Here is a 2,783-nt window from a genome sequence, read left to right as displayed (position 1 = left end):
CAAGGCGTGATGTCGACCTATAAAGGGCGCGCGCTGGGTACGATTGGCCATATCGGTTGTTACAGCTTCCATGAAACCAAAAACTACACGGCAGGCGGTGAGGGCGGAGCAACACTGATTAATGACCCTTCACTGATCGATCGCGCTGAAGTTATCCGTGAAAAAGGCACGAATCGTAGCCAATTCTTCCGCGGGCAAGTGGATAAATATACTTGGCGTGATATCGGCTCAAGCTACCTGATGTCTGATCTGCAAGCGGCGTATTTGTGGTCACAACTTGAAGCCGCCGAGCAGATCAACCAGCGCCGTTTAGCATTATGGAATACCTACTACAACGCACTTAAGCCATTGGCGGATGCCGGTCGTATTGCACTGCCATCTTGTCCGACGGATTGCGCGCACAACGCACACATGTTCTATATCAAAATGCGTGATATGGATGATCGCAGTGCATTTATCAGCTTCATGAAAGAGGCTGAAATCATGACAGTTTTCCATTATATCCCTCTGCATGCTTGCCCTGCCGGAGAGAAATTTGGTCAGTTCCACGGTCAAGATCAGTTCACCACGGCTGAAAGCGAGCGTTTAGTGCGTCTGCCCTTGTTCTATAACATGGACGATTTAACACAGCGCACTGTGATTCAAACGCTGCTGAACTTTTTTGCCTGATTATGTCACTGGCTAAAGCTTCGGTTTGGACTGCTGCCTCTACACTGGTAAAAATCGGTGTAGGGTTGTTGGTGGTCAAGTTACTGGCGGTATCCTTCGGCCCGCAAGGGGTGGGGCAAGCGGGTAACTTTATGACAATGGTGACCGTACTGGGGGTTCTCTCTGGTGCGGGTATTTTTAATGGTGTCACCAAGTATGTCGCCGAGTATCAACACGACAGCGTCCGTTTACGGGCGCTGCTTGGCACGTCATCCGCCATTGTTGCCCTATTTTCTACCTTACTGGCTGCTATTTTTGTTTGTGCGGCTGGGCCTATTAGCCAACTGCTGTTCGATCACCGTGAAATGACGGCGGTGGTACAGGCTGTCGGTCTTATTCAAATGGGCATTGCCTATGCCAACTTGTTTTTGGCCATCATCAAAGGTCAGCGCGATGCTATGGGCAACGCGCTGGCGGTAATTGGTGGCAGCATACTGGGCGTAGTGGCCTATAGCCTCTGTTTTTGGCTCGGCGGCTATACCGGTGCATTAGCTGGCCTTGCCCTTGTGCCGGCCATTGCCGTCCTCCCTGCTGCTACGGTATTGCTAAAACGAAAAACCATTCCACTGAGCTATTTGCGCCCAACGTGGGATCGTTTTTTTGCGAGTAATCTACTCAAATTTACCGTGATGGTATTGATTACCTCCGTTACCTTGCCTGCCGCGTATGTAATGCTGCGAAATTTGCTGGCCGCTCGTTATGGCTGGGATGCAGTAGGTATGTGGCAAGGGGTGAGTAAAATTTCAGATGCCTACTTGCAGTTTATCACGGCCTCATTTTCGGTTTATCTGCTGCCCACGTTGTCGCGTTTACAGGATAAAAACGCCATTGTGCGCGAGATAGGCCGTTCGCTGCGGTTTGTATTACCGGCGGTTGCAGCCGTCAGCCTGACCGTCTATTTGCTGCGGGATGTTGCTATCTGGCTGCTGTTCTCGGCAGAGTTTCGCCCAATGCGCGATCTGTTTGCATGGCAACTTACCGGTGATGTTTTTAAAGTCGGCGCGTATGTATTTGGCTATTTGGTAGTGGCGAAAGCCGCACTGCGTTATTACTTACTGGCAGAAGTGTGCCAGTTTGTGTTGCTCAGTACATTGGCTTATATCCTTATTCCAATGCATGGTGCACTGGGTGCGGCGCAAGCCTATATGCTGACTTACATCCTCTATTTTTGCCTCTGTGTTGGGGCTTTTCTTATTTATCGAAAGCGTGCATGACAGCCTTAATCCATGTTTTGGGATCAGATATCCCGCATCACAATCAGACCGTACTGAGCTTCTTTAATGATGTGCTCAGCCCGCGGTTGTCATCGCCTGACCTGACCCGTGAGTTTTATGTGGTCAGCCGCGATTCGGCGCTGGCACATCGCTTCCCGCAGCTTAATATCCGCTGTTTTGCCAGTAAAAAGCAGATCGCACAGGTGCTGCGTCAGCAGGCTCATCGCCAGCCAGAGTCACATTTTATCCTGCATGGGCAGTTTAATATCCTATTGTGGCTCTATCTGCTGGTCGGGTTTATTCGCCCAAAACAGGTGAGCTGGCATATCTGGGGGGCAGATTTATATGAGGACTCTACTGACTGGCGCTTTCGGTTGTTCTACCGTTTGCGGCGGATTGCACAGGGGCGTGTCGGGCGGGTATTTGCCACCCGAGGCGATCTGAATTACTACCATCAGCGCCATCCAGCCATTGCCCAGCAGTTGCTCTATTTCCCAACGAAAATGGATCCGGCATTGACTGGCGGCGTACGCAACTGGACACCGGCTGAACCACTGAACATTCTGGTCGGCAACTCCGGAGATCGTTCTAACCGGCACATTGATGCATTGCGTGAGATTAAACAGCAGTTTGGTGAGCACGTTCGGGTGCAGATCCCACTGGGCTATCCGGCCAACAATGATGCTTACATCAGTGAAATTCGCCATTGCGCCGAAACACTTTACCCTGATGGGCAGGTTACATTGTTGACTGAGCAGATCCCATTTAACACCTACCTTGATCTGCTGGCTCAGTGCGATCTGGGTTATTTTTTGTTTGAACGTCAGCAGGGTATTGGCACGTTGTGTTTACTGATTCAAA

Annotated in this window: 3 protein-coding genes; all 3 read left to right on the top strand. The window is 50.6% G+C overall.

Annotation, left to right across the window (positions count from 1 at the left end):
- Positions 1-669: dTDP-4-amino-4,6-dideoxygalactose transaminase (gene rffA, locus ACRC27_RS07845; protein ID WP_438639593.1), on the top strand; the 669-nt coding region annotated here is incomplete at its 5' end.
- A gap of 2 nt (positions 670-671) precedes the next feature.
- Positions 672-1,922: a lipid III flippase WzxE gene (gene wzxE, locus ACRC27_RS07840; RefSeq protein ID WP_438622727.1), complete on the top strand. Its 1,251-nt coding sequence runs from the start codon at positions 672-674 to the stop codon at positions 1,920-1,922.
- On the top strand, positions 1,919-2,783 hold an 865-nt coding region (locus tag ACRC27_RS07835; protein ID WP_438639592.1), incomplete at its 3' end, for a TDP-N-acetylfucosamine:lipid II N-acetylfucosaminyltransferase. The genes wzxE and ACRC27_RS07835, both read left to right, overlap by 4 nt.

It is taken from the genome of Plesiomonas sp., from assembly GCF_051650925.1.
In the GTDB taxonomy this organism is placed as follows: Bacteria; Pseudomonadota; Gammaproteobacteria; order Enterobacterales; family CAMTGL01; genus Plesiomonas.
Note: the sequence above shows the minus strand (reverse complement) of the source record. Positions and strands in the feature narration are given on the sequence as shown.

What these genes read in the sequence shown, in the direction of transcription:
- wzxE (WP_438622727.1), top strand. Translation starts at nt 672, where the DNA reads ATGTCACTGGCTAAAGCTTCGGTTTGGACTGCTGCCTCTACACTGGTA.